Origin of the sequence: Pseudoroseomonas cervicalis (genome assembly GCF_030818485.1) — a bacterium.
GTDB lineage: Bacteria > Pseudomonadota > Alphaproteobacteria > Acetobacterales > Acetobacteraceae > Pseudoroseomonas > Pseudoroseomonas cervicalis_A.
Genome location: NZ_JAUTAJ010000004.1, coordinates 2,005,098 through 2,031,350 on the forward strand (window position 1 = coordinate 2,005,098; position 26,253 = coordinate 2,031,350).

Sequence of the window (26,253 nt, forward strand, 5' to 3'; positions counted from 1 at the left end):
CGGGAAGCCGCCACGAAGCGGCACCTTGGCAACGCGGACCGGTCCCGGCCAGTTGTTTCACGCGGCTTGGGCATGGATTACAAAGCGTTCATGCCTATATGATGGTCCCCATGACGAATCAGCGGAGGAACTCCCCCATGCGCATCAAGGCCCGGCTGCTGGCCGGCTTCGCCGCGCTGGCCCTGGTGCTGGGCCCGGCGCTGGCGGAAGCCCGCCCGGGTGGCGGCTCCAGCTCCGGCAGCCGCGGCAGCCGCACCTTCTCGGCCCCGCCGGTGACGCGCACCGCGCCCGACGCGCCGCGCGCCTTCGACCGCACCGCGCCGCAGACCCAGGCGCCGCGCCCCGGCATGGCGACCCCCGCCCCCGCCGCCTCGCGCGGCGGCCTGTTCGGCGGCGGCTTCGGCGGCGCCCTGATGGGCGGCCTGATCGGCGTCGGCATTGGCGGGCTGCTGTTCGGCAACGGGCTGTTCGGCGGCATCAGCGGCCTGGGCGGGCTGCTCGGCCTGCTGATCCAGATCGCGCTGGTTGTGCTGCTGGTCCGCTTCGCGCTCCGCTTCTTCCGCAGCCGCCAGCCGGCCATGGCCGGCGGCCCGCGCGAGGGCCTCGGCATGGCGCGCGAGGCGCAGCCGGGCCCGCGCCCGATGATGGGCGGCGGCGCGGCCGCGACCCAGCCGATCCAGGTGACGCAGGCCGACTACCACGCCTTCGAGACGCTGCTGCGCGACATCAACGCCGCCTGGTCGCGCCGCGACGAGGCCGGCCTGACCCGCATGGCGACGCCGGAGATGGCCAGCTATTTCGCCCAGGATCTGCGCGATCTCGACGCCCGCGGCTGGCGCAACGAGACCAGCGATGTCCGGCTGGAGCAGGGCGACCTGTCCGAGGCCTGGCGCGAGGGCGATGTGGAATATGCGACGGTGGCCATGCGCTTCAGCCTGGTCGACGTCACCTATGACACCCAGGGCCGTGTGGTGGAGGGCGACCCCGCCACCCGCTCCACCGCCACCGAGCTGTGGACCTTCCGCCGCCGCCGGGGCGGGGCCTGGCAGCTCTCCGCCATCCAGCCGGCGGGCTGACCCCCGGGGCCACCGGCCCCGGCAACCGGAAGAAAGGGCGCGGCGCAGGCTGCGCCCCTTTTTCATGCCCGCCCTCCGGCGGGGCTGTCCGCGCGCGCCGCCGCGCTTTGCCCCTTCCCCGCCCGGCATGGCGGTTGCTACTCCCCGCCCGCCGGGAGGATCCGGCGCTCGACCGGGAGATTCCCCCATGCTCGCCACCCGCCGTGGCCTGATGCTCGGCACCGCCGGCACGCTGCTCGCCACCCCCCACCTCGCCCGTGGCCAGGCCGCGCTGACGCCGGTGAAATTCTGCCTGGACTGGGCCTTTCAGGGCCCGCAGGCGCCCTTCGTCCTGGCCGCCGAGCGCGGCTTCTTCCGCGACGAGGGCATCGCCATCACCATGGATCGCGGCTTCGGTTCGGGCGACACGCCGGTGAAGGTGGCCAGCGGTGCCTATGAGTTCGGCATCGCCGATTTGTCGCCGGCGATCCGGCTGCGCCTTTCCGGCCAGGCGCCGGACCTGGTGGCGCCGATGGTCATCCAGCAGGGCAGCCCGCTGGCGGTGATGACCCTGAAGAAGAGCGGCATCACCACCGCCAGGCAGCTCGAGGGCCGCAAGGTGGCGGCGCCGGAGACCGATTCGGCCCGCCAGCTCTTCCCCGCCTATGCCAGGGCCGCCGGCATCGACGCCTCGAAGATCAACTGGATGACCGTCACCCCGCAGCTGCGCGAGCCGATGCTGGTGCGCGGCGAGGTCGATGCCATCACCGGCTTCGAGGTCTCCGGCCTGTTCAGCCTGCGCAGCCTGAACGTGGCGGAGGGCGATGTGGTCTCGCTGCGCTACTCGGATGCCGGCGTCGCCCTGCTCTCCACCGCGCTCCTGGTGAAGCGCCCCTATGCCGAGGCCAATGCGCGCATCGTCACCGGCATGATCCGCGCCATCGCCCGCGGCCATGACGCCGCCTGGAAGGACCAGGACGCGGCCATCGAGGCGCTGGTGAAGCGCGACCCGACCGCGCCGCGGGCGCTGGAGAAGGCGCGCATGCTGGCCAATTTCGGCTTCATCCGCACGCCGGAGGCGCTCTCGGGCGGCTATGGCAATCTGCCCATGCCGCGCGTGCAGGCGGCGATCGAGACCATCCGCTCCTCCTTCGGCATCACCACCGAGCTGAAGGCGGAAGACATGTACCTGCCGCAATTCCTGCCGCCGGCCTCCGACCTCCAGCTGCCTGCGTAAAGCTCTCAGGTCTTTTTTTCTTTCGGGCTGCCGCCGTCCCGTTCAGAAGCGGGACGCGGCACTCCGGGGGCGCTCCGGTGGCGAGCATGACGCACGGGCCCGGCGACGGGCCCGTTTCGCGTTTCGCGGCCAGGCCCGCGCTGGTGCGCAACCCGCACCCCCCGATTCCCTTTGCAACCGGCGCGGTGGCTGACAGGACAGGCCCCAGGGTCTATCCCTGCCGCCGCGACGCAACCGACCGCCTGGGGGAGAGCCACGATGTCCCGTCCGAAGCCCGTGATGCTGGTGATCCTGGATGGCTGGGGCTGGCGCGAGGACCGGGCGGACAACGCCGTGCTGCAGGCCCGCACCCCCTGCTTCGACCGGCTCTGGGCCAGCTGCCCGCGCAACTTCCTGCACACCAGCGGCCATGATGTCGGCCTGCCGGACGGGCAGATGGGCAATTCCGAGGTCGGTCACCTCAATCTCGGCGCCGGGCGCGTCGTCATGCAGGACCTGCCGCGCATCGATGCCGCCGTGGCCGATGGCTCCATCGCCGGCCTGCCCGCCGTCACCGACCTCATCGCGAAGCTCAAGGCCAGCGGCGGCACGCTGCACCTGATGGGCCTGCTCTCCCCGGGCGGGGTGCACAGCCACCAGGACCATGCCCTGGCGCTCGCCCGCATCTTTGCCGGGGCCGGGATCCCGGTCGCCATCCATGCCTGGACCGACGGCCGCGACACGCCGCCTGAATCCAGCCCCGGTTTCCTGGCCCGCTTCGAGCCGAAGCTGCCGGCCGGCGCGCGCATCGCGACCGTCACCGGCCGCTATTTCGCGATGGACCGCGACAAGCGCTGGGAGCGGGTGCGCCAGGCCTATGACGCCATGGTCGAGGGCCAGGGTGCCCATGCTGCCAGCGCCGCCGAGGCCATCGCCGCCGCCCACAAGGCCGGCAAGACCGATGAGTTCATCCCCGCCAGCGTCATCGGCGACTATGCCGGCATGAAGGATGGCGACGGGCTGCTCTGCTTCAATTTCCGCGCCGACCGGGTGCGGCAGATCCTGGGCGCCCTGCTGCTGCCGGGCTTCGACGGCTTCCAGGCGCGCCGCCCCGCGCTTGCCGGCGCCGCCATGATGACCGAATACTCGACCGAGCTGGCGGCGCATCTCGCGACCCTCTTCGCCCCGCAATCCATGCAGGACATCCTGGGCGCCGTGGTCTCCAAGGCCGGGCTGGCCCAGCTGCGCATGGCCGAGACCGAGAAATACCCGCACGTCACCTACTTCCTGAATGGCGGCGAGGAGACCCCCTTCCCGGGCGAGGAGCGGATCATGGTTCCCTCCCCCAAGGTCGCGACCTACGACCTGCAGCCCGAGATGTCGGCCCCCGAGCTGGCGGAGAAGGCGGTGCAGGCGATCAACTCGAAGAAATTCGACCTGGTGGTGCTGAACTTCGCCAATGCCGACATGGTCGGCCACACCGGCAGCCTGGACGCCGCCATCCGCGCCTGCGAGGCCGTGGATGCGGGCCTGGCGCGCATCGAGGCGGCGGTCACCGCCCAGGGCGGCGCGCTGCTGGTCACCGCCGACCATGGCAATGCCGAGATGATGAAGGACCCGGTGACCGGCGGCCCCTACACCGCCCACACCACCAATGTCGTGCCCGTCCTGCTGGTGGGCGGCCCGGCCGGCGCCGCGCTGCATGAAGGCCGGCTGGCCGATGTGGCGCCGACCCTGCTGGCCCTGCTCGGCCTGCCTCAGCCGGCGGCGATGACCGGGCGGAGCCTGCTCGGCTGACCATGGCGCGTCCCGGGCGGCCGCGCCGCCCGCCCCGCGCCCCGGCGCCCGCCGCCGCCACCGGCGGGCCGGCCGCGCCCGCCCGGCGCCCTGCCCCGCCGGGACGGGCGGCGCTGGCGCTGCTGCTGGCGCTGGGCCTGGCCGGCGCCGCGGCGGCGCAGACCCGCAGCCCCACGCCCGAGGCGCTGCGCGACGCCGAGCGCACCGCGCAGGAGGCGCGCGACGCCGCCCGCGCCGCCACCGAGGCGGCACGCGCCGCCGCCGAGGCCGAGCAGGCCCTGGCCCGCCAGCGCGCCGAGGCCGGGCGCCGCGCCGTCGCCGCCGAACAGGCCGCCGACGCCGCCGAGGCCGAGGCGCGCGAGGCCGCCGCGGTGCGCGACGCCGCTTTGGTCGATCTGCGGCGCCGGGCCGAGGCCATCGCGCCGCTGCTGCCGTTGATGCGCCGGCTGACCCAATACCCCTCGGAGACGCTGCTGGCCGTGCCGGGCGACCCGGAGACGGCGCTGCGCGGCGCGCTGGTGCTGCGCAGCCTGACCCGCCATCTCTCGGCCGAGGCGGCGGCGCTGCGCCAGGCCCAGGCGGTCGCCGAGGAGGCCAGCCGCAAGGCCGAGGCCGAGGCCGCCCAGCTGGCCGAGGCACGGGCCGAGCGCCAGGCCGCGGCGGCGGCGGTGGAGGCGGCCCTGGCCCAGGCCCGCACCCATCGCAGCGCCCTGGCCGAGGAGGAGAAGCAGGCGGCGCGCGAGGCCGCGACCGCCGCCGCCCGCGCCGGCGATCTGCGCGAGATGCTGGAGCGGCTGGAGCGCGCCCGCGCCCGCGCCGAGGCCGAGGCCAGGGCGCGCGCCGAGCGGGAGCGCGAGGCGGCCGAGCGCGCCGCCAGGCTGCGCGCCGAGCGCGAGGCCGAGGCGCTGGCCGCCCGCCAGCGCGCCGCGCGCGACGCCGCCCAGCGCGAGGCCCTGGCACGCGAGCAGGCCGCCGCCGCTGAGCGCGAGCAGGAGCGGCGGCAGGAGGCCGCGCGCAGCCCCGCCACCCCGCCGCCCGCCGCCAGCGGCGGCCGCGCCGTGCCGGTGGCCGGCCGCGTCACCCGCGATTTCGGCGATAGCGGCGCCGGCGGCCCGGCCCGCGGCATGACCTACACCGCCCCCGGCCAGGCCCGCGTGGTCAGCCCCTGCGGCGGCAGCATCGCCTTTTCCGGGCCGTTCCGCTCCTATGGCCAGCTGTTGATCGTCGATTGCGGCGGGGGCTACCATTTTGTCCTGGCCGGGCTGGACCGGCTGGACGCCGACACCGGCGCCCGGGTGCTGGCCGGCGAGCCGGTCGGGCAGCTCGGCGCGGGGGAGGAGAATGGCCGGGCCACGCTGTATGTCGAGCTGCGCCGCAACGGCCAGCCGGTCGATCCCAAGGGCTGGTTCCGCAGCCGGAGCTAGGTGGCCCTCCCGCAAATTCCGCCACACGGCATTGTCGAAAAAGGTTTCAATTTGCCCCTTGCACAGGAAGCCGCTCTAAGGTGTCTCGCTAAGCCGTCGAATGCTCGCGGCAGAAGGATCGTTGACCGGCATGAGGGGTCACCGCATGAAGCCTAAGATGCGCATGGTCGGCGTGGTGGCGGCGGCCTTCGCCGCCGGTACCGTGCTGGGGCCGGTGGTGCTGCCGCCGGTCGTCTCCGCCTTCGCGCAGGAGACCGGCAACCGTGCCGAGACCTACCGGCTGCTCAACCTGTTCGGCGACATCTTCGAGCGCGTCCGGGCCGAGTATGTCGAGCCGGTCAATGACCGCGAGGTCATCGAATCCGCGATCAACGGCATGCTGCAGGGGCTCGACCCGCACAGCAGCTACATGAACGCCCGCTCCTTCCGCGACATGCAGGTGCAGACCCGCGGCGAGTTCGGCGGCCTCGGCATCGAGGTCAGCCAGGAGGGCGGCTACGTCAAGGTGATCTCGCCGATCGACGATACCCCGGCGGCCCGCGCCGGCGTCAAGCCGGGCGACCTGATCACCCATCTGAACGGCGCCTCGGTGCAGGGCCTGACCCTGCAGGAGGCGGTCGAGCAGATGCGCGGCGAGCGTGGCACGGCCATCAAGCTGACCATCCGCCGCCCGGGCACCGAGACGCCGATCGAGCTGTCGCTGACCCGCGACGTGATCCGGCCGCAGGTGGCGCGCTTCCGCATGGAGGGCAACGATGTCGGCTATGTCCGCCTCTCCTCCTTCAACGAGCAGACCGATGCGGCGCTGCGCCGCGCCGTCACCTCGCTGCGGCAGCAGGCCGGCGGCAACCTGAAGGGCCTGATCCTCGACCTGCGCAACAATCCGGGCGGGCTGCTGGACCAGGCGGTGCAGGTCTCGGACGATTTCCTGGAGCAGGGCGAGATCGTCTCCACCCGCGCCCGCCGCGCCGATGAGGGGCAGCGCTGGAACGCCAAGCCGGGCGACATCACCGACGGGCTGCGCGTGGTCGTGCTGGTCAATGGCGGCTCCGCCTCGGCCTCCGAGATCGTCGCCGGCGCGCTGCAGGACCATCGCCGCGCGATCGTGCTCGGCACGCGCTCCTTCGGCAAGGGCTCGGTGCAGACCGTCATGCCGATCCCGGGCAATGGCGCCATCCGGCTGACCACGGCGCGCTACTACACGCCGTCGGGGCGCTCCATCCAGGCCACCGGCATCAACCCGGATATCGAGGTGCTGGCGACGCGGGAGGAAGCGAACGCCCCGCTGCGCGACCGCGAGGCCGATCTGCGCCGCGCGCTGCGCAACGACAATGGCAGCGCCGAGGCGCCGCCGCTGCCGCCCACCAACCTGCCGGCCGGCGTGGCCGACAAGGTGAGCCGGATGCCGCCCGAGGGCGCCCCGGCCTTCGACCCGACCAAGCCGGAGACCGATTTCCAGGCCCAGCAGGCCGCTGCCCTGCTGCGCGCCTGGGCGGCCGCCGATCCGCAGCGCCGCGCCGGGCGCTGAACCGAGGGGACAGGCGCGCCATCATGAGCCGCTCGCCATGAGGCGTGCCTCCCCGGCCTGGAAGGCGCTCGGCGCCTTCTGGGTGCTGGTCCTGGCCGGTGCCGCCGGCACTGGCCTGGTGCTGCACCGCCTGGGCCCGCCCGAGGCGCCGGGCGCCGCCGCGCCGGACGGGCCTGGCGTGGCGCTGAGCTTCGGCGGCGCGACACCCCCCGCCAGCCCGACCGACCCCCGCCCCGAGCCGCCGCGCGCCGAGCCGCCCCGCCAGGCGGCCCGGCCGGCGGAGCGCGCGCCCGCGCCGCCTTCCGCTGCCCCTTCAGCGACGCTGGCCGGCCGCACGCCTGGGGCTGCGCCGGCACCGAACAGCGACACACCTCCGGCCGCCGAGGCGCCGCCCGCCGCCAGCGCGGCCCCTCCTCCTGCCCCGGCCACGCCGCCGGCGCCTCGCGCCCCTGCCCTCGCCGAGACGGCGCCGCGCGAGCCCACGGCCCCCCGCCCTGCCCCGCCGCTGGCGGAGCGCGCCGCGCCTTCCCCCGCTCTGCCCGCGCCGCCCGCCGCGCCGAAGCCGCCCGCCGGCGACAGCGCCACAGCGCCCGAGCCGCCCGAGCCCCCGGCCTCGGCCATCATCGCCGACGCCCTGCCCCCGGCCGCCGCGCCGGAGCCGCTGCTGGCCCCGCCCGAGGCCCCGGCCCCGCCGCCCCTGCCGCCCTCCGCCACGCCGCCCGCCGCCAGCGAGGTCACCATCCCGGCGCCCGACCCGGCGCTGCTGGAGACCTCCCCCTACGGCCCGCTGCCGCGCATCACCACCGATGGGCGGGAGGCGCGGCGCCTCTATGCCCGCCCCTTCCCGGCCGAGGAGGCGCGGCCGCGCATCGCCCTGGTGGTGGGCGGTTTCGGCCTCTCCCCCACCCGCTCGGAGGAGGCGCTGCGCCGCCTGCCCGCCGCCACCACCCTGGCCTTCACCCCGCAGGCGATGCGGCCGGATCTGCTGCTCTCCCAGGCGCGGGCGCGCGGCATGGAGGTGGCGCTAGGCCTGCCGCTGGAATCCGCTGGCGCCGAGCCGAATGAGCAGACGCTGCGCCCCGGGCTGATGCATTGGGAGAACCAGGACCGGCTGCACCGCGCGCTCGGCCGCATGGCCGGTTATGCCGGGGTGATCGGCGCCATCGGCGCGCAGCGCGGCGACCGCTTCGCCGCCGACCGCGCCCAGCTGGAAGCCGTGCAGGAGGAGGCGCAGGCGCGCGGCCTCTACTATCTGGAGCCGCGCCCCGGCGCGCCCGCCCCGGCCGAGGCCGCCGGTGCGGTGGCCGATCTGATCCTGGACGAGCCGCTGACCCGCGGCGAGGTGGAACGCCGCCTGGCCCGGCTGGAGGAGATCGCGCGGGAGCGCGGCTTCGCCCTCGGCCTCGCCGCCGAGCCGGCGCCGCTGCTGGTCGACCGCATCGCCGCCTGGGCCGCCGGGCTGGAGGCGCGCGGCCTGGTGCTGGCGCCCGCCAGCGCGCTGACACGGCCGCCCGGCCCCGCCCCTTCCGCCTCCCGCTGAGAGCCCGATGACCGCCGAGCTTCCCTATCGCCGCAATGTCGGCGCCGTGCTGTTCCACCGCGACGGGCGCGTGCTGATCGCCCGCCGCGCCGATGTGGCCGAGGCCGCCTGGCAATGGCCGCAGGGCGGGCTGGATGAGGGCGAGGACCCGGCCGAGGCCGTGCTGCGCGAGCTGCGCGAGGAAATCGGCACCGCCAGCGCCCGCATCCTGGGCGAGGTGCCCGAGTGGCTGAATTACGACCTGCCGCCGGAGCTGGTGGGCAAGGCGCTGCGCGGCCGCTATCGCGGGCAGAGCCAGAAATGGTTCGCCCTCGGCTTCACCGGGGATGAGTCGGAGATCCGGCTGGACCAGGACCCGCATCCGGAATTCAGCGCCTGGCGCTGGGCGGCGCTGGAAGAGGTGCCGGAGATCGTGGTGAGCTTCCGCCAGCCGATCTACCGGCGGGTGGCGGCGGCGTTCGCGCCCTTTAAAAATTGGGCAGCAGGGGGCTCCGCCCCCTGAACCCCCGCTGGGGGGACAGGGTCCCCCCAGACCCCGCCATCCGTTTGGCGCCAAACTGAAGGCGGGGTCCGGGGTGGCCCTGCCACCCCGGCGGGGTGCAGGGGCAGAGCCCCTGCTAGCTCCCCGCCACCGTCAGATCATCGATCCTGAGCGTCGGCGCATCCATGCCCCGGCGGAAGGTGAGATCCCCCGCCGCGCGCAGCCGCAGCAGCATGTCCTTCAGATTGCCGGCGATGGTGATGCCGGAGACCGGCTCGGCGATCTCGCCGCCCCGGATCATGAAGCCGGCGGCGCCGCGGCTGTAATCGCCGGTGACGCCATTCACCCCCATGCCGATCATCTCGGTGACATAGATGCCCTCGGCGATGTCGGCCATCAGCGCCTGGGGCGTGCCCTGGCCGCCCTCCAGCCACAGATTGGTGGTGGCCGGCGAGGGCGGGCCGGAGACGCCACGGCTGGCATGGCCGGTGGAGCGCAGGCCGAGCTGCCGGGCGCTGCGCGCATCCAGCACCCAGCTGGCCAGCACGCCATCCTCGACCAGCGCCAGCGGCGCGGTCGGCATGCCCTCCCCGTCGAAGGGGCGGGAGCGCAAGCCGCGACGGCGGCGCGGATCGTCGCGCACGGCCAGGCCCGGGGCCAGCACCGCCTGCCCCATGCGGTCGCGCAGGAAGGAGGTGCCGCGCGCCACGCTGGCGCCGTCCAGCGCGCCGACCAGATGGCCGAGCAGCGAGGCCGCCACACGCGGGTCATAGACCACGCTGCGCTTCGCGGTCGTGGGCCGGGCCGGGTTCAGCCGGCGCAGCGCGCGGCTGGCAGCGGCATGGCCAAGGCCGGCGGCCTCCTCCAGATCGGCCAGATGCACCGCGCTGCTGTAATCGTAGTCGCGCTCCATCCCCGTGCCCTGGCCGGCGACGGCGGTGACCGAGATGGAATGGCCGCTGCGGGCATATTCGCCGCGGAAGCCATGGCTGGTGGCCAGCGCGATCTCGCTGCGGGAGAAGCCGGCCTCGGCCTCCACGCTGGCGATGCCGGCATGGGAAAGCGCGGCCTCCTCGGCCAGCGCCGCACGGGCCAGCAGGGCGTCGGCATCCGGCTCGGCCAGGTCGTTCAGCTCGAGGTCGACCGGGGCATAGGCATGGTGCTCACCCAGGCCGCCGAACTCATCCTCCGGCACGGCGCGGGCCATGGCGACGGCGCGCTCGGCCAGCGCCTGGAAGCCGCGCGGATCGGCGTCGGTCGCCGAGACGATGGCCTGGCGGCGGCCCACGAAGACCCGCAGGCCGAGATCCAGCCCCTCGGAGCGTTCCAGATGCTCGACCTGGCCCAGCCGGCGCTGCACGGAGAGCGAGGCGCCGGTGGCCAGCAGCGCATCCGCCGCCTCCGCCCCCGCCGCGCGTGCGGCGGCGAGCAGGGCGTCGAGCCGGTCGAGCCGGTTCATGCGGCGAGCTTTTCCGCGATGCTGGGCAGGCCCGGCACCTTGCCGGCGGGGCCGAGCGCCGCCAGCGTCGGGCGGGAGCGGAAGATCTGCGCCGCCACCGCCTGCACCTGGTCGATCGTCACCGCGGCGATCTTCGCCTTGGTCTCCTCGACCGGGATGATGCGGCCATGCACCTGGATCTGCCGCGCCAGCTGCTCGCAGCGGCTGCCGGTGGATTCGAGGGACATCAGCACCGAGGCGCGCAGCTGCGCCTTGGCGCGGTCCAGCTCCTCCTGGGTGACGTCGTGCTGCACGCGGCGCAGCTCCTCCAGCGCCACCGGGACCAGCTCGGCCGCCTGCTCCTCGCCGGTGCCGGCGTAGAGGGCGAAGAGACCGCTGTCGCGGAACATCTGGGTGAAGGAATAGATCGAGTAGACGAGGCCGCGCTTCTCCCGGATCTCCTGGAACAGGCGGGAGGACATGCCGCCGCCGAGCAGGGTGGAGAGCAGCATGGCCGGGTAGTGGCCCGCCGTCGCGACCGCCGGCCCCTCGAAGCCCAGCACGACATGCACCTGGTCGAGGTCGCGCTCCTCGCGGAACTCGCCGCCGCCATAGCGGGCGGTCTCGGCCGGGCTCGGCGAGACCAGCGGCAGGTCGGCGAAATGCCGGCCGACCAGCTCGACCAGATTCTCATGCTCCAGCGCGCCGGCGGCGGCGACGACCATGCGGCTCGGCCCGTAATGCCGCCGCATATAGTCCATCAGCACCTCGCGCCCCATGCCGCCGACGGTGGCCTCGGTGCCCAGCGTCGGCCGGCCCATCGGCTGCTCGGGGAAGGCGGTGCCCTGGAAATGGTCGAAGACGATGTCGTCCGGCGTGTCGTTCGCCTGGCCGATCTCCTGCAGGATGACGCCGCGCTCGCGCTCCATCTCCTCGGGGATGAAGGTGGAATGCGTCAGGATGTCGCCGATGATGTCGGCGGCCAGCGGCATGTCCTCCTTCAGCACCTTGGCGTAGTAGGCGGTGTTCTCCCGCGCCGTGTAGGCGTTCAGGTGGCCGCCGACATTCTCGATCTCGCGGGCGATGGCGGCGGCGTCGCGCCGCGCCGTGCCCTTGAAGGCCATGTGCTCGAGGAAATGGGAGGCGCCGTTCTCGGCGGCGGATTCGTCGCGCGTGCCGGCATGGACATAGGCGCCGATCGACACCGTCTCGACCCGGGGCATGGTCTCGGAAACGATGGTCAGACCGTTCGGAAGGCGCGTCAGCCGCACCGCATCAGACATGTGTTCACTGTTCCCTGGTGGCCCGCCGGGCTGGCGCGCGGCGGACTCGCATGTGCCTTGAAGGTCCAATGTAGGCCGGAAACCCCGTCTCTGCGACCCTGCAGCCGGGGCAGGCCTGCTCCCCGAGTGTTGCACGCAAGTGCTGGTTTCCGATGAACACCAGCCTCCCCATTTAAAGGGGGCGTTTGTGTCATGGCCCGATGGGCCAAGGGGGATCGAAGGGGGGCCGGGGGCCATGCCGATGGGACGGGGAAGGCTGCTGCGCGCGGCCGGTCTGGCGCTGTTCTGCCTGGGGCTGGGGGGTGCCGCGCTGGCGCCGCCGGCCGAGGCCCGGCAGCCACGGCGCGAGGCGGAGGCGCGCGGCCAGCGTGGCACGGCCGCACCCGCCGCCGGGCCGCGCCGCCAGGCGGAGGCGCCGCGCGCCGGGCAGCGCCGGGTGATCCGCGGCCGCGCCTCCTACTACGCCAACCGCTTCCACGGGCGGCGCATGGCCAATGGCAGCCGCTTCAACCGCCACGCCCATACGGCGGCCAGCCGCACCCTGCCGCTGGGCAGCCGGGCGCGGGTGCGCAATCTGGAGAATGGCCGCAGCGCCACCGTGACCATCACCGATCGCGGGCCGCATCTGCGCAGCCGGGTGATCGACCTCAGCCCTGCGACCGCCGCCGAGCTCGGCATGCTGCGCCAGGGGCTGGCGCGGGTCGAGGTGACCCCGCTGCGCGGCGGCGAGGGCTGAGGCGGGGCAGTCCCCTGCCCCGCCCTCCCTGATCAGGCCGTGACGTTGCGCCGCACATGGGCGCGCACCGCCGCCTCGATCTCCTCCAGCCCGCCGGAGAGCACGCTGTAGCGCTCCTCCCGCTGGTAGAGATCGGCCAGCCGCGCCGGCAGCGGCGGGCGGAAGCCGGTCGCCTGCTCCACCGCATCCGGGAACTTGGCCGGATGCGCGGTGGCGGCGACGATCACCGGGATGCCGGCATCCTCCGGCGCATGGGCCCGGGCGGCGGCGGTGCCGATCGCCGTGTGCGGGTCGGCCAGATAGGCGCTCTCCCGGTACAGGCGGCGGATCTCCTCCAGGATGCCCGCATCCGACAGCGCGAAGCCGTGGAAGGTCTCGGTCGCCTTGCGCCAGGCGGCATCCGGCACCGGCATGCGGCCCTCGGCGCGGAAGCGCTGCATGATCTCGGCGGTGGCGCGGGCGTCGCGGCCCAGCAGCTCGAACAGCAGGCGCTCGAAATTGGAAGAGACCTGGATGTCCATGCTGGGGGAGAGCGAGGGCTCGACCTTCTGCATCGACATGTCGTTGCCGGAGAGGAAGCGGGCCAGGATGTCGTTGCGGTTGGCGCCGATGATCAGCCGCTCGATCGGCAGGCCCATGCGCCGCGCCACCCAGGCGGCCAGCACATTGCCGAAATTGCCGGTGGGCACGGAGACGGCCACCGGCCGGTCCGGCGCGCCCAGCGCCAGCGCGGCATAGACGTAATAGGGCACCTGCGCCGCGATGCGCGCCCAGTTGATGGAGTTGACGGCCGACAGCCGCATCTCCTGCCGGAAGGGCGCGTCGTTGAACATCGCCTTCACCAGGTCCTGGCAATCGTCGAAGCTGCCCTGGACGGCGATGTTGTGGATATTGGGCGACAGCACCGTGGTCATCTGCCGGCGCTGCACCTCGGAGGTGCGGCCCTCCGGGTGCAGGATCACCACATCGATGGCGGCGCGGTCGGCGCAGGCCTCGATGGCGGCCGAGCCGGTATCGCCCGAGGTGGCGCCGACGATCGTCACCCGCTCGCCGCGCCGGGTCAGCACATGGTCGAAGAGCTGGCCGAGCAGCTGCATCGCCATGTCCTTGAAGGCCAGGGTCGGCCCGTGGAACAGCTCCAGCGAGAAGGTCCGCGGGTCGAGCTGCACCAGCGGCGCCGTCGCCGCATGGCCGAAGCCGGCATAGGCGCGGGCCGTCAGCTGGCGCATCGTCTCGAGCGGGATGGTCTCTCCCGCGAACAGCGTCATCAGCCGTGCCGAGAGCTCGGCATAGGGCAGGCCGCGCAGGGCCCGCCATTCGGCGGCCGAGAGCAGCGGCCAGGTTTCGGGCAGGAAGAGGCCGCCATCCTCGGCCAGACCGGCCAGCAGGACGCCCTCGAAATCGCGTGCGGGGGCCTGGCCCCTGGTCGAGACATAGCGCATGGTGGCCGGAGATTAGGCGCAGCCGCGCCGCCGCGCCATGCCATGCGGCGCGGGGCAGCCCCTTCCTCCCCCTTGGCGGCCGCCGATTCCGGGTCCATCCCTTGCGCATGAGCCAGGACGACGCCGCCGCGCTGCTCGAGCGCCTGCTGACCACCCCCGCAACCTCCCTCCCCGCCTTTGCCGGGGATGGCAGGCTGTATGTGCTGCACGATGCCGGCGGCTCCGCCCAGGTCTGGGAGGTGCCGGCGGGCGGCGGGGCGCCGCGCCAGCGCACCCACCACGCCGATGCGGTGGCCTTCGTCGCCGGCCTGCCCGATGGCGGCGCCATTTTCGGCCGCGACGGCGCCGGCGATGAGCGCATCCAGCTCTACCACCTGCCGCCCGCGGGCGAGGCGCGGCCGCTGACCGAGGCGCCCCATGTCATCCATGGCTGGGGCGCGCTGTCGCCGGATGGCCGCCGCATCGCCTACACCGCCAATGCCCGCCACCCGGCGCACACCGATGCCTGGGTGATGGATCTCGCCACCGGCACTGCAAGCTGCGTGGCCGAGGTGGAAGGCCCGCATGAACTGCTGGCCTGGGCGCCGGATGGCGCTTCCCTGCTGCTGGCCACCGCGCCGCGCACCTTCGAATCGACCCTGCTGCGCGTGGCGCTCGACGGCGCCGCCCCGCCCGCCGATGTCACGCCGCATGACGGCGATGCCCGCCACCTGAACCCGCGCTGGAAGCGCGACGGCAGCGCCTTCTGGCTGCTGACCGACCGCGATGGCGATTTCCTGTCAGTGGCCATCCAGGCGCCGGGCGCGGCGCCGCGCCCGCTCTACGCGCCGCCCTTCGATGTCGAGAAGCTGGAACCCTCCCCCGACCACTCCCTGCTGGCCGTGGTGGTGAACGAGGGCGGCTATTCCCGCCTGCGCCTGCTGGATGCCGCGACCGGCGCCGTGCTGCAGGAGCCCATCCACCCCGAGGGTGTCATCACCAAGCTCAGCTGGTCGCCCGATGGCGCGACCCTGGCCTTCGACCTGATGGGCTTCCGCTTCCCCTCCTCCATCTGGCTGGCCCGGCCGGGTGTCGCCGCCGCCACGCCGCTGGACGCCGCGCCGCCGCCGCCCGGCCTGCACAGCTGGACCAGCATCGCCTTCCCCACCCATGACGGGCGGCAGATCCCGGGTTTCCTGGCCCTCCCCTCGGGCGAACAACCAGAGAAAGGCTGGCCCGTGCTGGTCTGGGTGCATGGCGGCCCGGCCATGCAGGCCCTGCCCAACTGGCGGCCCGACCTCCAGGCCTTCCTGGCCCTCGGCATCGCGGTCCTGGTGCCGAATGTGCGCGGCTCCACCGGCTATGGCCGCGCCTATGCCGCGCTGGACGACCGCGAGAAGCGCCTCGACAGCGTCGCCGACCTCGCCGCCGCCCATGCCTTTCTGGCCGCCCATCCATCACTGGATGGCAGCCGCATCGGCATCATGGGGCAGAGCTATGGCGGCTGGATGGTGCTGGCCGCCACCACCGAATACCCGGAGCTCTGGGCCTGCGGCGTCGATTTCTACGGCATCGCCAGCTGGAAGACCTTCTTCGAGAAGACCGGCCCCTGGCGCATCGGCCACCGCGCCGCCGAATATGGCGACCCGGTGCGCGATGCCGCGCTGCTCCAACGCCTCTCGCCGCTGAACCGGGCCGATCGCATCGCCTGCCCGCTGCTGGTGGCGCAAGGGCTGACCGACCCGCGCGTGCCGCCCTATGAGAGCGAGCAGATCGTCGACGCGCTCAAACAGCGGAGAATTCCGGTCGAGTACCTGACCTTCCCCGATGAAGGCCACGGCTTCACCAAGCGCGACAACCGGCGGCGCGTCTACAACGCGGTGCTGGGCTTCTTCAGCCGGCACCTCAAAAACTGACAAGAAAACCGGGAGGGCGCCGCCCTCCCGGACCCTCCCGCCGGGGTGGCAGGGCCACCCCGGACCCCGCCTTCAGTCCAGAATACGAATCACCGCCTCGATCTCGACCGGCACGTCGGACGGCAAGGACCCCATGCCGATGGCCGAGCGCGCATGCCGGCCGCGCTCGCCCAGCACCGCCACCAGCAGGTCGGAACAGGCATCGATCACCTTGGGCTGCTGGCCGAATTCCGGCACGGCATTGACCATGCCGAACAGCTTCAGGAACTCGACCTTCTCCAGCGAGCCCGCCGCCTCCCGCGCAATGGCCAGCAGATGCAGCCCGCACAGCTCGGCCGCCTTGCGGGCGTCCTCGACCGACAACGCGGCACCGACCTTGCCCACGGTCAGCGAGCCATCCGCATGCCGCGGCACCTGCCCGGACAGATAGGCGACATCGCCCGCGCGGCGGAACGGCACATAGTTGAACAGCGGCTTGCCCACCGCCGGCAGGCTCAGCCCCAGCGCCGCCAGGCGGCTCTCGGATTCGCTCATAGTCTCTCTCCCCTTACTGGCTGCGGCCGCGCGCGGCGACGTCCTGGAACCCCTGGAACCGCCCGCCCTTCACCAGGGCGACCCGGTCATGCAGATTGCTCACCGGGCAGACATGGTTCGGCACCACCCGCAGCACCTCGCCGATCTCGGGGCGGCGGGCGCAGGCGGAGAGATCCACCATGCCGTGCTCCTCGCTGAAGCGCTCCAGCTTCGCCTCGGGGTAGTCGGGGAAATAGCCATAGCCCTCCCCCATGCCGCCCGGCATGACATCGGCGGCGAAGGTCTTGGACCCGCCATCGATCACGGCGCGATGCGCCTCCGGCCGGCTGATCACCGTGACATGCAGATGCAGCGCGCAATCGGCCCAGGTCGCGTGGCCCGCGGCCACCGTCATGCGGTCATTGTAGATGTAGGTGCCGACGCGCAGCTCGGTGATCGGCGCCGCCGCATGCGCCTCGAAGGCCTTGGGCGTGCCGCCGCCGGAAATCACGGCGGGCTCCAGCCCCTCCGCCTTCAGCCGCGGCAGCGCCGCCTCGAGGAAGGCGCGCGCCTTGGGGCCCAGCGGATAGGTCATCACCCCATCGAAGCGCAGCCCGGGCGTGGCGCGGGCGGCGCGGGCCAGCTCCAGCAGCTCCTCGACGCTCATCACGCCGGTGCGGGCGGTGCCGCTGTCGAACTCCACCAGGATGCCGATCTCGGCGCCCGACAGCCGCGCGGCCTCGGCCACCGTCGCCAGCGATTGCGCGTTGTCGAGGCCGACGCGGAAGCGGGCGCGCGGCGCCAGCTTCGCCAGCCTTGCCGCCTTGGCCGCGCCCAGCAGCGGGTAGGACATCAGGATGTCGTCGATCCCGGCCTCGACCATCACCTCGGCCTCGCCCAGCTTCTGGCAGGTGATGCCGCGCGCGCCGAGCTCCACCTGCCGCCGGGCGAGCGCCGGCAGCTTGTGGGTCTTGATATGCGGCCGCAGCGCGATGCCATGGCTGTCGCAATAGGCCTGCATGCGCGCCAGATTGGCCTCGACCACGTCGAGATCGATCACCGGCACGGGGGTTTCGAGGGAGGCGAGGTCCATGGGGTCTCCGGCGCTGGACAGATGGCCGCCGAGCAAACACCCAAAGCCGCCCGGGCAAAAGCCCGGCCGCCCGAAAAACCTGAACCGAAAAACCCGGCTTAGCTGCCGCCGCGGAAGGCCCGGGCGAGGGCGTGCCACATCGGCTTGCGCTGCCAGTTCTCGTCCAGCGGCAGGCCGCGATGCGAACGGTCCGGCCCCAGCGCCACGGCGGGGTCGGAGACCAGCCAGGAATATTTGTCCGACAGCCCCCAGGTCAGGAAGCTGCGCACCCCGCCCTCCAGCGCCGTCGAGGTGAAGGCATAGGCGCGCTCGGCCACCAGCGCGTCGCGCGCGGCGGTCTCGGCCGGCGCGTCGCGTGTCTCGCGGATATCCATCTCGGTCACCAGCACGGCCAGGCCCATCTGCCGCAGCTCGGCCAGGAAGGCGGCGAAGGGGGCGGGGCTGAAGGGCCGGTGCAGCTGCAGATCGCGCCTGGATGCCCACCGCATCCAGCGGCGTGTTGCGCTCCAGCAGCCCGCGCAGCAAAGCGAGGAAGCGGCGCCGCTTCTCCGCGGCATCCGGCGTGTCCTCCTCGATGCCGTATTCATTGATGGTGAGCCGCAGCGTGCGGTCGCGCTGCCGCGCCAGGCGCAGCGCCATGTCGATATAGGAGGGGCCGAGGGCGCGCAGCCAGGGCGTGTCACGCAGCGCGCTGTCGCCGGCATGCGGCACGTCGCTGCCGGGCGGGTTGGCGATCACCTCGTTCACCACGTCCCAATCGCGGATCTGGCTGCGGGTGTGCGACAGGACGCGGTCGAAATGCGCCTCCATCAGCGCCTGGGCCCGGCCCGGCCCCTCGCCCAGGGCGGCGGTCAGCCAGTCCGGCATGGCGATGTGCCAGAGCAGCGCATGGCCGCGCACCACCCGGCCGCGCTGCCGCGCCCAGCCCAGGATGGCATCCAGCGGTTTGGTGTCGAACTTGCCTTCCTGGGGCTGCAGCGCCGCCCATTTGCCTTCCCATTCCGGCACCAGCAGCGCGGCCTCGGCATTGAAGGCGGCGCCATAGGCCGGGTCGGTGGCCAGCAGGTTGCTCTGCATGGCGGCGCCGAAGCTGATGCCGTGCTGCCGCGCCAGCTCGCCCAGGCCAGGGCCGGAGGGCGCCGCGCCCGCCGCCCCCTGGGCCACGCCGCGCTGCGGCCACAGCGCCGGCAGGGCGAGCCCGGCCCCGGCCAGGCCGATGCCCGCCGCGGCGCCGGCCAGCCAATGCCGGCGCGTCAGCGTTCCATCCCCGGGGAAGACCCGCCTGCCCATGCCCTGCCCTCTCTGCCCACCGCCTGGTAACCCGACAGCGTGGCCAGGGACGCGCGGTTGCATCGCAAATGGTCGATGTTGCGGTGCCGTAGCAGCCCGGGCAGCGGGACGCCACGAAAAACGCCGCCCGCGATCTCTCGCGGGCGGCGTCGTAACATGTGGCACCGCACCCGAAGGCGCGGCGGCCTTTTCAGGCGGCCTCGGCGGCCTGCGCCATCTCACGCGTGGCGAGCAGCCGGTCCATCGCCGCCTCGCGCTCTTCCGGCGTCGCATTGGTGGCCGCGTTGTAGGCGGCCTCGGCCTCCTGCACGCGGCTCGCCGCCTCGGCGCGGGACAGATCGGCGACCGGGGTCGCCTCATCCGCCAGCACGGTCACGCGGGTCGGCGTGATCTCCGCGAAGCCGCCCATGACGAACAGCTTCTCGGTGATCGCGCCCTTCTCCTGCACGCGGATGACGCCGCCCTTGAGGGCCACGATCATCGGCGCCATGCCGGGCAGCACGCCCATCTCGCCTTCCGCCGCCGGGATGATCGCCATCTCGACGGGGCGGGAGAGGAGCAGCTTCTCCGGGCTGACCAGTTCCAGATCGAAGGTCGCGCTCATGCTCCCCGGACTCCCTCTCTGCTGGTGATCAGGCCGCGGCCTTGAGGGTCTCGGCCTTCTTCACCGCGTCCTCGATGGTGCCGACCATGTAGAAGGCGGCCTCGGGCAGGTGGTCGTAATCGCCGCGGCAGATGGCGGCGAAGGAGCGCACCGTGTCCTCGATCTTCACGAACACGCCCGGCGTGCCAGTGAACACCTCGGCGACGTGGAAGGGCTGGGACAGGAAGCGCTGCAGCTTGCGCGCGCGCGCAACCACCAGCTTGTCCTCTTCCGACAGCTCGTCCATGCCCAGGATGGCGATGATGTCCTGCAGCGACTTGTAGGTCTGCAGGATGCGCTGCACCTCGCGGGCGGTCTTGTAGTGCTCCTCGCCGATGATCCGCGGGTCGAGCGCGCGGGAGGTCGAGTCCAGCGGGTCGACGGCCGGGAAGATCGCCTGCTCCGCGATGGAGCGCGACAGAACGGTCGTCGCGTCCAGGTGGGCGAAGGAGGTGGCGGGCGCCGGGTCGGTCAGATCGTCGGCGGGCACATAGATGGCCTGCACCGAGGTGATCGAACCCTTCTTGGTCGAGGTGATGCGCTCCTGAAGGGCGCCCATATCCGTCGCCAGCGTCGGCTGATAGCCCACCGCGGAGGGGATACGGCCCAGCAGCGCCGACACCTCGGCACCCGCCTGGGTGAAGCGGAAGATGTTGTCGATGAAGAACAGCACGTCCTGGCCCTGCTCATCGCGGAAGTACTCCGCCATGGACAGGCCCGAGAGGGCGACGCGGGCGCGGGCACCCGGCGGCTCGTTCATCTGGCCATAGACCAGCGCCACCTTGGAGCCCTCGGTGGAGCCGTTCTCGCCGAGCTTGATCACGCCGGCATCGACCATCTCGTGATAGAGGTCGTTGCCCTCGCGGGTGCGCTCGCCGACGCCGGCGAAGACGGACACGCCGCCATGGCCCTTGGCGATGTTGTTGATCAGCTCCTGGATGGTGACGGTCTTGCCGACGCCGGCGCCGCCGAACAGGCCGATCTTGCCGCCCTTCAGGTAGGGGGCCAGCAGGTCCACCACCTTGATGCCGGTGACCAGGATCTCGGCCGCGGTGGCCTGGTCCTCGAAGGCCGGCGCTTCGCGGTGGATGGTGTAGGTCTTGGCGTGCGGCACCGGGCCGCGCTCGTCGATCGGCTCGCCGATGACGTTCAGGATGCGGCCCAGCGTGCCCTCGCCCACCGGCACGGCGATGCCGGCGCCGGTGTCGACCACCTCGGCGCCGCGGACCAGACCATCGGTCGTGTCCATGGCGATGGTGCGGACGGTGCGCTCACCGAGGTGCTGCGCGACCTCGAGCACCAGGGTGCGCTCGCCGATCTTGACCTGCAGCGCGTTCTGGATGCCCGGCAGTTCGGAGGGGAACTGCACGTCCACGACGGCGCCCAGGACCTGGGTGACCTTGCCAACATTGTTCTTCATGGCGGTGCTCATTCCCCTCAGATGGCCTCGGCCCCGGAGATGATCTCGATCAGCTCCTTGGTGATGTTGGCCTGGCGGGTCCGGTTATAGGTCAGGGTCAGCTTGTTGATCATGTCGCCAGCGTTGCGCGTGGCGCTGTCCATCGCGTTCATCTGGCTGCCGAAGAAGCCGGCGGCGTTCTCCAGCAGGGCGCGATAGACCTGGATGGCGAGGTTCTTGGGCAGGATCTGGGCCAGGATGGTGGCCTCGTCCGGCTCATACTCGTACCAGGCCTGCGGCGCGCCGGACTCGGCCGGGGCCGTGGCGTCGACCGCCGGCAGCTCGGCCGGGATCAGCTGCTGCGCGCTCGGCACCTGGCTGATCACGCTGCGGAAGCGGTTGTAGATCAGCGTGCAGACGTCGAACTCGCCGGCTTCCAGCATGCCGGTGATGCGCGCGGCGATCTCGTTCGCATCCTCGAAGCCGATGCGCTTCTTGCCCTGGAAGCTGATCTCGCCGACGATCCGCGAGCCCAGCTCGCGCTTCAGATAGGTGGCGCCCTTGCGGCCGACGGTCAGGATCTTGACCGTCTTGCCCTGGGCCTCCAGCTCACGCACCCGGTTGCGGGCGAAGCGGCCCACATTGGTGTTGAACGGGCCGGCCAGGCCGCGGTCGCCGGTGACGACGACCAGCAGGTGCACCTGGTCCGCGCCGGTGCCGACCAGCAGCTTCGGCGCGTCCGGATTGCCGGCCACCGCCTGGCCGAGCGAGGCGAGCATCCGGGCCATGCGCTCCGCATAGGGGCGCGCGGCCTCGGCCTGCGACTGGGCGCGGCGGAGCTTCGCCGCCGCGACCATCTTCATCGCCTGGGTGATCTTCCGGGTGGATTTGACGCTGTTGATGCGCCCCCGGAGCTCCTTGAGGTTGGCCATGGGTGTCCGCCCCGGTCCCTACCTCAGGACGCGAAGGACTTGGCGAAGTTGTCCATGAAGGACACCAGCTTCGCCTCGTTCTCCTTGGTGATCTCCTTCTTGTCGCGGATGCTGTCCAGGATCTCCGGCGCATTGGCCTTGATCGAGGCGAGCAGCTGCGATTCGAAGGCGCCGACCTTGGAGACCTCGATCCGGTCCAGATAGCCGCGCACGCCGGCGAAGAGCGAGATCACCTGCTCCTCGACCGGAACCGGCTTGAACTGCGGCTGCTTCAGCAGCTCGGTCAGCCGGGCGCCACGGGCCAGCAGGGCCTGGGTGGAGGCGTCGAGGTCGGAGGCGAACTGGGCGAAGGCCGCCATCTCGCGGTACTGCGCCAGCTCCAGCTTGATCTTGCCGGCGACCTGCTTCATCGCCTTGATCTGGGCGGCGGAGCCGACGCGGGAGACCGAGAGGCCGACATTCACGGCGGGGCGGATGCCCTTGAAGAACAGCTCGGTCTCCAGGAAGATCTGGCCGTCCGTGATCGAGATGACGTTGGTCGGGATGTAGGCCGACACGTCGCCCGCCTGCGTCTCGATGACCGGCAGTGCGGTCAGCGAACCGGCGCCCTGCTCGTCATTCATCTTCGCCGCGCGCTCGAGCAGGCGGGAATGCAGGTAGAACACGTCGCCCGGATAGGCCTCGCGGCCCGGCGGACGGCGCAGCAGCAGCGACATCTGGCGGTAGGCGACGGCCTGCTTCGACAGGTCGTCATAGAAGATGACCGCGTGCTTGCCGCTGTCGCGGAAGTACTCGCCCATGGCGCAGCCGGTGTAGGGCGCCAGGTACTGCATCGGCGCCGGGTCGGACGCCGTGGCAGCCACGATGATCGAGTATTCCAGCGCGCCGTTCTCTTCCAGCGTGCGCACGAGCTGCGCGACGGTGGAGCGCTTCTGGCCGATGGCGACGTAGATGCAATAAAGCTTCTTGCTCTCGTCGGTGCCGGCGTTGATCGGCTTCTGGTTCAGGATGGTGTCGACGATGACAGCCGTCTTGCCCGTCTGGCGGTCGCCGATCACCAGCTCGCGCTGGCCGCGGCCGATCGGGATCAGGGCGTCGATCGCCTTGATGCCGGTCTGCATCGGCTCATGCACCGACTTGCGCGGGATGATGCCCGGGGCCTTCACCTCGACCAGCGCGGGCGAGACATTGACCAGCGGGCCCTTGCCGTCGATCGGGTTGCCGAGGCCGTCGACCACGCGGCCGAGCAGGCCGGGGCCAACCGGCACCGACACGATGTCGCCGGTGCGGGAGACGGTGTCACCCTCGCGGATGGACCGGTCATCACCGAAGATCACGACGCCGACATTGTCGGTCTCGAGGTTCAGCGCCATGCCCTTGAGGCCGGCGGAGGGGAACTCCACCAGCTCGCCGGCCATGACATTCTGCAGGCCGTAGACGCGGGCAATGCCGTCGCCCACGGTCAGCACGGTGCCGACCTCGGCAACATTCGCTTCGGCGTCAAAGCCGGCGATCTGCTGCTTCAGGATCTCCGAGATCTCGGCGGGACGGATCTCCATATCAGGCGGCCCCCTTCATGGCGTACTGCAGGCGCTGCAGCTTGGACTTGATCGAGCTGTCGTAGAGGCGGGACCCGAGGCGCACCACCAGGCCACCCAGCAGGGTGGGGTCGATGCGCTCGACCAGCTTCACGTTGGAATAACCGGCTTCCGTCAGCCGCGCGGCGAGCTGCGCGCGCTGCGTGTCGGAGAGCGGATGGGCGGACGCGACCTCGGCGGTCTGCTGGCCACGCTGCTCGGCGAGCAGCGCGCCGAAGGCGCCCACCACCTGCGGCAGCGCCGCCAGGCGGCGATTGGCGATCAGCACACCCACCAGGTTGCGCACATCGCCGGACACGCCGGCGCGCTCCAGCACGGCGAAGGCGCCGCGCTGCTGCGCGCTGCTGTCCAGCCGCGGGTCGTGGATGAAGGCGCGGAAGGCGGCGTCCTCGGCCAGCAGCGCGCCCAGCTTCTCCAGCTCGGCGGCAACGGCGTCGACCGTCTTCTTGTCCTTGGCCAGTTCCAGCAGCGCCAGCGCATAGCGCTGGGCCAGGCCGGAGGGGTGGGTCGCGTTCGGCGAGACGTTGGTCGCTTCGGAGGCCACGGAGGATCCCGTTCTCTTGCTATCCCGGCGTCCGGCCGCGCGGCCCGCGCCCCAGGGGCGGTTCCGGCGGTTGGACAGGTTTCGACGCGCGCGGAAAAGCCCCGCCGCGGCGGCCCGGCATTAACACAGTGTGTCGCAGCGCGGCAACGGGGGCTGCCACGGATTCCTTACCCCAACTTCATGGCGCGGGCATATTTCCCCGCGCCTCAGAGGAACCCGACCGGGTCCACATCCACCTGCACGCGCACCGCCGCCGGAATGGCGACCCGGGACAGCCATTCGCGCAGCAGCGGCTGCACGGCGATGTCGCGCCGCGCCTTCAGCAGCAGCCGCCGCCGGTGGCGCCCGCGCAGCAGCGCCAGCGGCGCCGGCGCCGGACCCAGCACCTCCACCCCATCGCCGCGCGGCGCGGCCAGGCCCAGGTCGCGGGCCACCCGCTCGGCCTCCCGCTCATCCTCGGCCGAGACGATCAGCGCGGCCAGCCGGCCGAAGGGCGGCCAATGGCCGGGGCGGCGGCCCTCGGCTTCCGCCTGCATGAAGGCATCCAGGTCGCCGGAAACAAGGGCCTCCAGCACCGGATGCTCCGGATTCCAGCTCTGCAGCAGCACCCGCCCCGGCGCCTCGGCGCGCCCGGCGCGGCCGGCCACCTGGTGCAGCAGCTGCACGGTGCGCTCCGCCGCCCGCAGATCGCCCCCCGCCAGGCCGAGATCGGCATCGACCACGCCGACCAGCGTCAGATGCGGGAAATGCCAGCCCTTGGCGACGATCTGGGTGCCGATGATCAGGTCGACCTCGCGCGCCGCGATGGCCCGCGCGGCCTCCGCCGCCGCCGCCGGGCCGGGGATGGTGTCGGAGGCCATGACCAGCCGCCTGGCCTCCGGAAACAGCTGCGCCGCCTCCTCCTGCACCCGCTCCACCCCGGGGCCGAGCGGCGTCAGGCTGCCCTCGGCGCCGCATTCGGGGCAATTCTCGGGAATCGCCTCGGTATGCCCGCAATGATGGCATTGCAGGGTGCGGCGCACCCGGTGCTCGACCAGCCAGGCGGTGCAGTTGGGGCAGCGCAGCCGGTGGCCGCAGCTGCGGCACAGCGTCAGCGGCGCATAGCCGCGGCGGTTGAGGAACAGCATCGCCTGCTGCCCGGCCGCCAGCGTCTCCTGCACCGCCGCGACCAGGGGAGGGCTGAGGAAGCGGCCGCGTTCGGGCGGGGTGCGGCGCTGGTCGATGATGGTGACGGAGGGCAGCGCCGCCCCGCCATGCCGCTCCGGCAGGTGCAGGCTGGCATAGCGGCCGGTCTCGGCATTGATCAGCGTCTCCAGGCTCGGCGTCGCCGAGACCAGCACGCAGGCCGCCTGGGACAGCCGCGCCCGCACCACCGCCATGTCGCGGGCGTGGTAGACGACGCCCTCCTCCTGCTTGAACGCCGTCTCATGCTCCTCATCGACGATGATCAGGCCGAGATCGGGATAGGGCAGGAACAGCGCCGAGCGGGCGCCGACGAGCGCCGCCACCCGCCCCTCCGCCACCGCGCGCCAGGTGTCGCGCCGGCGGCGGCTGCCGAGCTCGGAATGCCACAGCGCCGGCGGGCCGCCGAAGCGCCGCTCGAACCGCTCCAGCCATTGGGTCGACAGCGCGATCTCCGGCAGCAGCACCAGCGCCTGGCGGCCCTGCGCCACGCATTCCGCCACCGCCTCCAGATAGACCTCGGTCTTGCCCGAGCCGGTGACGCCGGTCAGCAGCGTCACGCCGAAGCTTTTGGCGGCCGTCGCCTGGCGCAGCGCCGTGGCCACCGCCTGCTGCTCCGCCCCCAGCACCGGGCCGGGGCGGCCGATATCGGGGCGGAAAAAACTCTCGCCGGCCGGCAGCAGGGCGGATTCCAGCAGCCCGGCCTCCGCCATGCCGCGCACCACGCCGGAAGACACCCCGGCCTCGGCGGCGATGGCGGCGGCGCTCTGCACATCGCCCGGCTCCAGCACGTCCAGCACCTGGCGGCGCGCGGGCGTCAGCTTGCCCTCGCCGCGCCTGGCGCGCTGCCCGGCGGCCGAGAGCCGCCAGCCCGCCTTGGCGCTGGGCGGCTCCAGCGCCGAGGGCGCGCTCATCGCCATGCGCAGCACCGCGCCCGGCGGGCTCAGCGTATAGGCCGCCACCCAGTCGACGAATTTGCGCAGGCTCGCCGTCATCGGCGGCACGTCGAACACGCCCAGCATGTCGCGCAGCCGCTTCTCCGGCAGGTTCGGGTCGGCCTCGCCATCCCAGACCACGCCGACCATGCTGCGCCCGGAGAGCGGCACCTCGACAAAGGCGCCCGCCGGCGGCGGCTCCGGCCAGGAGGCCGGCACCCGGTAGTCATAGGCCCCGGCCAGGGGCAAAGGCAGCAGCACGCGCAGACGAGCCATGCCCCCCTTCTCC

At 72.6% G+C, this 26,253-nt stretch carries 21 protein-coding genes and 1 pseudogene; 9 read left to right on the forward strand and 13 right to left on the reverse strand.

Annotated elements, in window-relative coordinates:
* Window positions 1-137 precede the first annotated feature (137 nt).
* The 7 genes from QE401_RS13270 to QE401_RS13300 all read left to right on the forward strand — a co-directional run bounded on the left by QE401_RS13270 (window position 138) and on the right by QE401_RS13300 (window position 9,062).
* The gene (locus QE401_RS13270; protein WP_307138661.1) at window positions 138-1,076 is read left to right on the forward strand and encodes a TIM44-like domain-containing protein; all 939 of its coding nucleotides are present in this window, start codon (window positions 138-140) and stop codon (window positions 1,074-1,076) included.
* A 187-nt stretch (window positions 1,077-1,263) separates the two neighbouring features.
* Window positions 1,264-2,292, forward strand: a complete 1,029-nt coding sequence (locus QE401_RS13275; protein ID WP_307138662.1) for an ABC transporter substrate-binding protein — start codon at window positions 1,264-1,266, stop codon at window positions 2,290-2,292.
* Between the two features lie 258 nt (window positions 2,293-2,550).
* Window positions 2,551-4,068, forward strand: coding sequence for a 2,3-bisphosphoglycerate-independent phosphoglycerate mutase (gene gpmI / locus QE401_RS13280; protein WP_307138663.1), 1,518 nt, complete (start codon window positions 2,551-2,553; stop codon window positions 4,066-4,068).
* Window positions 4,069-4,070: 2 nt separating this feature from the next.
* Window positions 4,071-5,492: a murein hydrolase activator EnvC family protein gene (locus tag QE401_RS13285; RefSeq protein ID WP_307138664.1), complete on the forward strand. Its 1,422-nt coding sequence runs from the start codon at window positions 4,071-4,073 to the stop codon at window positions 5,490-5,492.
* A gap of 145 nt (window positions 5,493-5,637) precedes the next feature.
* Window positions 5,638-7,020 (forward strand): S41 family peptidase, encoded by a 1,383-nt coding sequence (locus QE401_RS13290; protein ID WP_307138665.1) that lies wholly within the window; start codon window positions 5,638-5,640, stop codon window positions 7,018-7,020.
* A gap of 37 nt (window positions 7,021-7,057) precedes the next feature.
* On the forward strand, window positions 7,058-8,560 hold the full coding sequence (locus QE401_RS13295) for a divergent polysaccharide deacetylase family protein (RefSeq protein ID WP_307138666.1): 1,503 nt from the start codon (window positions 7,058-7,060) through the stop codon (window positions 8,558-8,560).
* Between the two features lie 7 nt (window positions 8,561-8,567).
* A complete protein-coding gene (locus QE401_RS13300; protein WP_307138667.1) occupies window positions 8,568-9,062 on the forward strand; it encodes an RNA pyrophosphohydrolase in 495 nt (164 codons plus the stop codon).
* Window positions 9,063-9,177: 115 nt separating this feature from the next.
* On the opposite strand, the gene QE401_RS13305 is transcribed toward QE401_RS13300, so the two are convergent.
* Together QE401_RS13305 and QE401_RS13310 are read right to left on the reverse strand one after the other, a co-directional pair.
* Window positions 9,178-10,500 carry a TldD/PmbA family protein gene (locus QE401_RS13305; RefSeq protein ID WP_307138668.1) on the reverse strand — a complete coding sequence of 441 codons (1,323 nt, stop codon included), beginning with the start codon at window positions 10,498-10,500 and terminating at the stop codon, window positions 9,178-9,180.
* Window positions 10,497-11,762, reverse strand: a complete 1,266-nt coding sequence (locus tag QE401_RS13310; protein ID WP_307138669.1) for a M16 family metallopeptidase — start codon at window positions 11,760-11,762, stop codon at window positions 10,497-10,499. Before QE401_RS13310 ends, QE401_RS13305 begins: the two co-directional genes overlap by 4 nt.
* A gap of 235 nt (window positions 11,763-11,997) precedes the next feature.
* On the opposite strand from QE401_RS13310, the gene QE401_RS13315 reads away from it, so the two are divergent.
* Window positions 11,998-12,498, forward strand: coding sequence for a septal ring lytic transglycosylase RlpA family protein (locus QE401_RS13315; RefSeq protein ID WP_307138670.1), 501 nt, complete (start codon window positions 11,998-12,000; stop codon window positions 12,496-12,498).
* A gap of 32 nt (window positions 12,499-12,530) precedes the next feature.
* Here the strand turns inward: QE401_RS13315 and thrC are convergent, their stop codons facing one another.
* Complete coding sequence (gene thrC / locus QE401_RS13320) at window positions 12,531-13,940, reverse strand: threonine synthase (RefSeq protein WP_307138671.1); 1,410 nt, start codon at window positions 13,938-13,940, stop codon at window positions 12,531-12,533.
* A gap of 107 nt (window positions 13,941-14,047) precedes the next feature.
* On the opposite strand from thrC, the gene QE401_RS13325 reads away from it, so the two are divergent.
* A complete protein-coding gene (locus QE401_RS13325; protein WP_307138672.1) occupies window positions 14,048-15,835 on the forward strand; it encodes a S9 family peptidase in 1,788 nt (595 codons plus the stop codon).
* Window positions 15,836-15,907: 72 nt separating this feature from the next.
* On the opposite strand, the gene QE401_RS13330 is transcribed toward QE401_RS13325, so the two are convergent.
* The 10 genes and pseudogenes from QE401_RS13330 to QE401_RS13375 form a co-directional block, all read right to left on the reverse strand.
* The gene (locus QE401_RS13330) at window positions 15,908-16,369 is read right to left on the reverse strand and encodes a RidA family protein (protein ID WP_307138673.1); all 462 of its coding nucleotides are present in this window, start codon (window positions 16,367-16,369) and stop codon (window positions 15,908-15,910) included.
* Between the two features lie 13 nt (window positions 16,370-16,382).
* Window positions 16,383-17,441 (reverse strand): alanine racemase, encoded by a 1,059-nt coding sequence (locus QE401_RS13335; RefSeq protein WP_307140241.1) that lies wholly within the window; start codon window positions 17,439-17,441, stop codon window positions 16,383-16,385.
* 98 nt (window positions 17,442-17,539) lie between these two features.
* Complete coding sequence (locus QE401_RS13340; RefSeq protein ID WP_307140242.1) at window positions 17,540-17,929, reverse strand: endo-1,4-beta-xylanase; 390 nt, start codon at window positions 17,927-17,929, stop codon at window positions 17,540-17,542.
* A 37-nt stretch (window positions 17,930-17,966) separates the two neighbouring features.
* Window positions 17,967-19,004 (reverse strand): annotated as a pseudogene (locus QE401_RS13345) (endo-1,4-beta-xylanase); the annotation flags it as partial.
* On the reverse strand, window positions 18,922-19,335 hold the full coding sequence (atpC, locus tag QE401_RS13350; RefSeq protein WP_307138674.1) for an ATP synthase F1 subunit epsilon: 414 nt from the start codon (window positions 19,333-19,335) through the stop codon (window positions 18,922-18,924). The pseudogene QE401_RS13345 and the gene atpC, both read right to left, overlap by 83 nt.
* A 28-nt stretch (window positions 19,336-19,363) precedes the next feature.
* Window positions 19,364-20,794, reverse strand: a complete 1,431-nt coding sequence (gene atpD / locus QE401_RS13355; protein ID WP_211207916.1) for a F0F1 ATP synthase subunit beta — start codon at window positions 20,792-20,794, stop codon at window positions 19,364-19,366.
* 17 nt (window positions 20,795-20,811) lie between these two features.
* Window positions 20,812-21,705, reverse strand: coding sequence for a F0F1 ATP synthase subunit gamma (locus QE401_RS13360; protein WP_307138675.1), 894 nt, complete (start codon window positions 21,703-21,705; stop codon window positions 20,812-20,814).
* Between the two features lie 23 nt (window positions 21,706-21,728).
* Window positions 21,729-23,264 carry a F0F1 ATP synthase subunit alpha gene (gene atpA / locus QE401_RS13365; protein ID WP_307138676.1) on the reverse strand — a complete coding sequence of 512 codons (1,536 nt, stop codon included), beginning with the start codon at window positions 23,262-23,264 and terminating at the stop codon, window positions 21,729-21,731.
* Window position 23,265: 1 nt separating this feature from the next.
* Window positions 23,266-23,847 (reverse strand): F0F1 ATP synthase subunit delta, encoded by a 582-nt coding sequence (locus QE401_RS13370; RefSeq protein WP_307138677.1) that lies wholly within the window; start codon window positions 23,845-23,847, stop codon window positions 23,266-23,268.
* Between the two features lie 206 nt (window positions 23,848-24,053).
* Window positions 24,054-26,240 carry a primosomal protein N' gene (locus QE401_RS13375; protein WP_307138678.1) on the reverse strand — a complete coding sequence of 729 codons (2,187 nt, stop codon included), beginning with the start codon at window positions 26,238-26,240 and terminating at the stop codon, window positions 24,054-24,056.
* Window positions 26,241-26,253 lie beyond the last annotated feature (13 nt).